The sequence below is a fragment of the Streptodolium elevatio genome (genome assembly GCF_040649515.1).
GTDB lineage: Bacteria > Actinomycetota > Actinomycetes > Streptomycetales > Streptomycetaceae > Yinghuangia > Yinghuangia elevatio.
The window spans coordinates 1-5,824 of the sequence record NZ_JBEZFP010000240.1 but is presented as its reverse complement, the minus strand read 5'-3'; the positions used below and the strand labels follow the sequence as shown (position 1 = coordinate 5,824).

Genomic DNA, 5,824 nt, shown 5'->3' with positions numbered 1-5,824 from the left:
GGACCGTACGGGAGCGGGGTCCTCCGGGGCGCTCAGTTCCAACACGACCGTGCGGACCTCGCCGTCGTCGGTGTCCGCGTCCGTGTGCGGCGCCACCGCCGCGTCCGCCCTGCGTGCGCGACGCGACATGCGGCTAGGACGCCACCCGCCGGTAGATAATCATGTGGCGGTCCCGGGCGACCTCCCGGTAGTTCGCCTTCAGGTACTCCTCGAAGCGCGGGATGCGGTCCGGCCGGTACGCCGCCGGCCCCGAGTCGTCGACCACCAACTCCGGGCGGGTCCGCGTCAGATCCTCGACGAACTGGTCCCACGCCCCCGGCATCGCGAGACTCTCGCCGACCTGCCGCTCCGGGCGGCCGCCCGAGAAGTTGGTGAGGAAGCCCGCGGTCAGGAAGCGCGTCGCGGGCGGGCGTTCGGAGAAGTAGTACATCGCGGGGTTCATGCCCCAGACCAGCACGTGTTCGCCCGGCCTGGTCTCCGACCGGACCGTCCTGGCGACCGACTGGATGTGCTCCAGCCTCGCCTGCGGCCAGGTGAGCGCCATCCACGTGAAGACGGCGGCCGACAGCACCGCGTACCAGGCGGCGGTACGCCAGCGCAGCACTCCCCGCGCGAGGCCCGCCACGCCGAGCATCGTCAGCGGCGGCAGCAACTGCAGGAAGTAGTGGCCGAAGAAGCGGGTCCCCGCGCTGACCGCGAGGACGGAGGCCGCGAGCCACAGCCACAGGTCCGCGTCCGCCCGCAGGCGCCGCCCTCGCCACGCCGCCCACACCACCGGAAGCCCCGCGGCGACGACGATGCCGAGGTTGGCCCCGGCACGACTGACCGCGCGCAGCCAGCCGCCCTCGAGGGACAGGTAGCCGCCGGACCCGGTCACCACCCAGAACAGGAAGTGCCCGACGCCGAAGAGCGGAGCGACCAGCACGACGGGCGCGGCGGTGCCGACCAGCGCGCGCAGCACGCCGGGGCGTCCCGACTGCCGCCAGGCCAGCCACAGGACCGGCAGCAGCACCGCTCCCCCGGACTGCTTGGTCAGCGCGGCGACCGCCACCGCGATGCCCGCCCAGACGTACCGCCTGCGATCCGCGAGGACCACGGCGGCGATGGTCGCCGGCAGCATGAACACCTCGAAGTTCGCCGCGTGCGCGTCGGGCGGCGACAGGCCGATGCTGGCGACGAGGTAGAGGAGTGCGGCGGCGAGGCCCGCGGTGGGCCCGTAGCGGCGGCGCGCGAGGACGAGCAGGAGGGCGGCCGTCGCCAGGTGTGCGAGCAGGGCGAGGGCCTTGACCGGCCAGAGGTGGTCGGTGCCGAACAGTTCGAAGACGCCGGCGTACAGGTACGGGAGCACCGGCGGCTTGCGGTCGACGACGCCGGTGTAGAGGTCCGTCCCGGTGGCCAGCATGCGCCCCTGAGTGGCCAGGAAGCCTTCGTCGGGGTTCCAGAACGCGCGGAGGAACGACGGGATGTGGGTGGCCGCGCCGACGGCCAGAAGCAGGGCGCCGGAGACGGCGGGGCGGAGCAGTACGCGGAGGGCACGACGAAGCACGGGCAAACCGTAGCGGGTTGCTTACGCACTGCTGCAAACGCGGTGAAAGTACTACTTTTCGGAAGGACTGTCCCCATCTACCGACCTGGCACGCGACGCAGTACCGATGCGTGACTGATTCCGTGCCCCTCATCCGCGCGTAGCTTCTTGACCTGCGGAAAGCACGACCGGATCAGCCGGCCGCACCCCCCGCCCGACACGCACCGAGGAGAACAGACCATGCCCGCATACGTCATCGCCAACTTGCAGGACGCCGCGCCGCACGTGGACATCGCCGAGTACATCGAGCGCCTGCCCGGCACGATGGAGCCGTACGGCGGCCGCTACCTCGTCCACGTCGCGACGCACGAGGTCAAGGAAGGCAGTTGGGCAGGCAGCGTCGTCATGCTCGGCTTCCCCGGCATCGACGAGGCGCGGGCCTGGTACGACTCCCCCGCCTACCAGGAGATCGCCCCCTCCGCACGCGGCATATCAAGGGCGACCTCATCATGATCGAGGGCGTGCCCGACGGCTACACCCCGACCGCGGCCGTGCGCGCGATACGCAAGGCCGCGGGCGCCGCGTGAGGCCGCCTGCGCCGACCGAGCACAGCCCGCCCCGCCCGCGCCGCCCTCCCTGACGTCCTGCCCGCCCGCGGCCCACCACCCGTCACCCGCCCCGGGTGACCTCGACGTCCTCCGCCAGCCACGCGGCGAACGAGCGGGGCTCCCGCCCCAACACCTCGCGTACATCGCCCGTTTCGCCTTCCGCCCGACCCTCGCGGATCACCCGGAACAGGCCGATGAACATCTCGTGGTGCTCCTCGGGCAGTCCGGCGGCGAGCAGGTCCGTCGCGTAGTCCTCCTCGCTCACCGCGCGGAACCGGAGTTCGCGGCCGGTCGCCCCGCCGACGAGGGCGACCGCCTCGGCGAACGTGAGGCTCTGCGGCCCGGTCAGCTCGTACACCTTCCCCGCGTGCCCCGGCGCGGTCAGCGCCTCGGCGGCCACCTCTCCGATGTCGCGGGCGTCGATGAACGGCTCGCGCCCCTCACCCGTCGGCAGCCGCAGCTCACCTGCCGCCAGCGACTCGGTGAACATGGGGAGTTCGGTGAAGTTCTGGTGGAACCAGGCGGGCCGAAGCATCGTCCATTCCGCCCCGGACTCGCGCACGGCCGCCTCGCTGGCCCCCTTCAGCGCCACGTGGATGTCGTCGCGGCTGCGCGCCGACAGCAGGACCTGGCGTACGACGCCAGCCTCGACCGCGAGCCTGCTGAACTCGCCCAGCGGTACCGGCCCGTCGTCCGGTTCCACGATGTAGACCGCGCCGACGCCCGACAACGCCTCCTTCCAGGTGTCGCGGTCGTGCCAGTCGAAACGCGGCGACGTGGAACGCGAGACCGCACGCACCCGGTGCCCCCGGCGGACCAGGGCGTCGACGACGTGGCGGCCGGTCTTGCCGGTACCGCCCAGGACGAGAATCGGTGTTGTGTTCATGCGTCCAGCCAACCCTGCCGAGCCTGGACGGAAAATGCTCGCGGATCCACGGGTGATGTGCGAGCGTCCAGATCCGCGACTTCGCCGTGGGCTCCCGTCCATCACCGCTCTCTGCCTATCCTGGGCCGATGGACGCCCTCGCCACTCTGCTCTACGACTCGCGCGCACACGGGGCGATGTTCTGCCGTTCCCTGCTGGACTCTCCGTGGGCGGTCCGCTTCGCCAACGACGCCCCGCTCACGCTGCTCACCATGCCGAGCGGCGCCGGCTGGGTGCTGCCCGAGGACGGCGACCCGGTACGCCTCGACACCGGCGCGGCGGCGATCGTCCGCGGGCCCGCGCCGTTCACCGTGGCCTGCTCGCCCGACGCCGCCCCGCGCGTGGTCGTCCTGGCCGAGGACCAGTGCACCGACGAACTCGGCCGCGACCTCACCGAGTCCAGCCGCATCGGCCATCGCACCTGGGGCGACCGGCCGGACGCGGAGTCGGTGCTCCTGACCGCCGGCTACCAGCTCCGCGAGGACATCAGCACGCACCTGCTCGCGACACTGCCGCAGGTGGTCGTCGTGCCGGCGGATCTCGCCGACTGCCCCCTGATGCTCATGCTTCTCGACGAGGTCGCCGTCGACCGCGCCGGCCAGCAGGTCTTCCTCGACCGGCTGCTCGACCTCCTGCTCGTGTCCACGCTGCGCACCTGGTTCGACGGCCTGGGCGCGGACGCTCCCGCGTGGTACCGCGCGCTCGGCGACCCGGTGATCGCCCACGCGCTGCGGCTCGTGCACGACGACCCGGCGTACGCCTGGACCGTCGGCGAACTGGCGTCGCGTACGGGCGTGTCGCGTGCCGGGTTCGCCCAGCGGTTCACCCGCGTCGTCGGCGAGACGCCGATGGCGTACGTCACCGGCTGGCGCGTGTCGCTCGCCGCCGACCTGCTGCGCCGTACCGACGACACCGTGGCCGCCATCGCACGGCGCGTCGGCTACAGCGACGGCTATGCGCTGAGCGCGGCCTTCACGCGCCTGCGCGGCACCCGGCCGGGGGAGTTCCGCCGCCAGGCCGCCGCGACCCCCGTATAGGCGCGGCAGGCCCGGCAAGTGGTCGGTAGAGCCGTCCGCGGTAGGGCTGCTGCGGTCAGGTCGGCCCGGCCGTCAGCGGCGGTCAGGTCGGCTCGGCCGTCAGCGGCCGTCGGCGCCCGTCCGCGGAGGCCCGGGGACGCCTGAGCCGGCGGCCGATGCCGCCTTGCCCAGGCGGCTGTTGCGGCGGCTGTAGAGGAAGTAGATGACGAACCCGGCCGCCATCCAGACCAGGAAGCGCCACCAGGTCTCGACCGGCAGGTTGATCATCAGCCACAGGCAGGCCAGCACCGACACGATCGGCAGCACCGGCACCCACGGCGTACGGAAGGCCCGCGGCAGGTCGGGGCGCGTGCGGCGCAGCACGATCACGCCGATCGAGACCACCACGAACGCGAACAGCGTGCCGATGTTGACCAGTTCGGCGAGCTCCTTGAGCGGGATCACACCCGCCACCACCGCGACGACGACGCCGAGCGCGATCGTGGAGCGGTACGGCGTGCGGTACACCGGGTGCGTCTCGCTGAAGAACTTCGGGATCAGGCCGTCGCGGCTCATCGCGAAGAACACCCGGCTCTGGCCGAGCAGCATGATCATGGTCACCGACATGAGGCCCGCGACCGCGCCGACGTTGATCACCCAGGCCCACCCGCCGTGCCCGACCGCTTTGAAGGCGTCCGAGAGCGGTGCGTCGATGGACAGTTCGGTGTAGTGCTGCATCCCGGTCACGACGATCGACACGGCGACGTACAGGACCGTGCAGATGCCCAGCGAGCCGAGGATGCCGATCGGCAGGTCGCGCTGCGGCCGCTTGGTCTCCTCGGCGGCGCTCGCGACGATGTCGAAGCCGATGTACGCGAAGAAGACCGTCGCCGCGCCGAAGAAGATGCCCATGACGCCGAACGTGGTCGGCTCGAAGCCGCTCATCCACTCGATGAGCGGCTGTTTGAGCCCGTCGTCGGGACCGGTCTGCGGCTGCTTCTCGGGGATGAACGGCGAGTAGTTGTCGGCCTTGACGAAGAACAGCCCCGCGAAGATCACCACGAGCACCACGGTCACCTTGACGGCCACGATGATCGCGGTGAAGCGGGACGACAGCTTGACGCCGAAGACCAGGATCACGGTCAGGAGCAGCACCAGCAGCGACGCCGGGAGGTTGAAGCCCCAGTCGTCGTCGGTGCCGCCGTTGATCGCGTTGGGCAGCGTGATGTCGGCGGAATCCAGCATCGACTGCACGTAGCCCGACCAGCCGACCGCCACCACCGCGGCGCCGAGGGCGAGTTCGAGGATCAGGTCCCACCCGATGATCCACGCGGGCAGCTCGCCGATCGAGGTGTACGCGAACGTGTACGCCGATCCGGCCACCGGGACCGTCGACGAGAACTCCGCGTAGCACAGCGCCGCCAGCGCGCACACGAAGCCGCTGACGACGAAGGAGATGGCGACCGCGGGGCCCGCGGTGTCGCGCGCGACGGTGCCGGTCAGCACGAAAATGCCGGTGCCGATGATGACGCCGACACCGAAGACCGTCAGGTCCAGTGCGGAGAGGGCGCGCTTGAGCCCGTGTTCGGGATCCTCCGTGTCACGGATCGACTGTTCGACCGTCTTGGTCCGGAATGGACTCGACGTAGCCATGGCCTGACCCCCGCTTCGCTCGGTGTCAGGTCATGAATAGCCGATTTGGACTAGAACACTCCTATATAGCAGTCGGCGCGTACGGGTGATTCGCCCG

The 5,824-nt window shown here is 71.1% G+C and carries 4 protein-coding genes and 1 pseudogene; 2 read left to right on the top strand and 3 right to left on the bottom strand.

Annotated features, from left to right (window positions below):
* Positions 1-133: 133 nt before the first annotated feature.
* A complete protein-coding gene (locus tag AB0C36_RS42315; RefSeq protein WP_358364915.1) occupies positions 134-1,546 on the bottom strand; it encodes a glycosyltransferase family 39 protein in 1,413 nt (470 codons plus the stop codon).
* Between the two features lie 219 nt (positions 1,547-1,765).
* On the opposite strand from AB0C36_RS42315, the pseudogene AB0C36_RS42310 reads away from it, so the two are divergent.
* Positions 1,766-2,112 (top strand): annotated as a pseudogene (locus AB0C36_RS42310) (DUF1330 domain-containing protein).
* Positions 2,113-2,194: 82 nt separating this feature from the next.
* Here the strand turns inward: AB0C36_RS42310 and AB0C36_RS42305 are convergent.
* Positions 2,195-3,019, bottom strand: coding sequence for an SDR family oxidoreductase (locus AB0C36_RS42305; RefSeq protein ID WP_358364912.1), 825 nt, complete (start codon positions 3,017-3,019; stop codon positions 2,195-2,197).
* A 128-nt stretch (positions 3,020-3,147) separates the two neighbouring features.
* Between AB0C36_RS42305 and AB0C36_RS42300 the strand changes: the two genes are divergently transcribed.
* Positions 3,148-4,095 (top strand): AraC family transcriptional regulator, encoded by a 948-nt coding sequence (locus AB0C36_RS42300; RefSeq protein ID WP_358364910.1) that lies wholly within the window; start codon positions 3,148-3,150, stop codon positions 4,093-4,095.
* A gap of 99 nt (positions 4,096-4,194) precedes the next feature.
* Here the strand turns inward: AB0C36_RS42300 and AB0C36_RS42295 are convergent, their stop codons facing one another.
* Positions 4,195-5,727, bottom strand: coding sequence for an amino acid permease (locus tag AB0C36_RS42295; protein WP_358364908.1), 1,533 nt, complete (start codon positions 5,725-5,727; stop codon positions 4,195-4,197).
* Between the last annotated feature and the right edge of the window lie 97 nt (positions 5,728-5,824).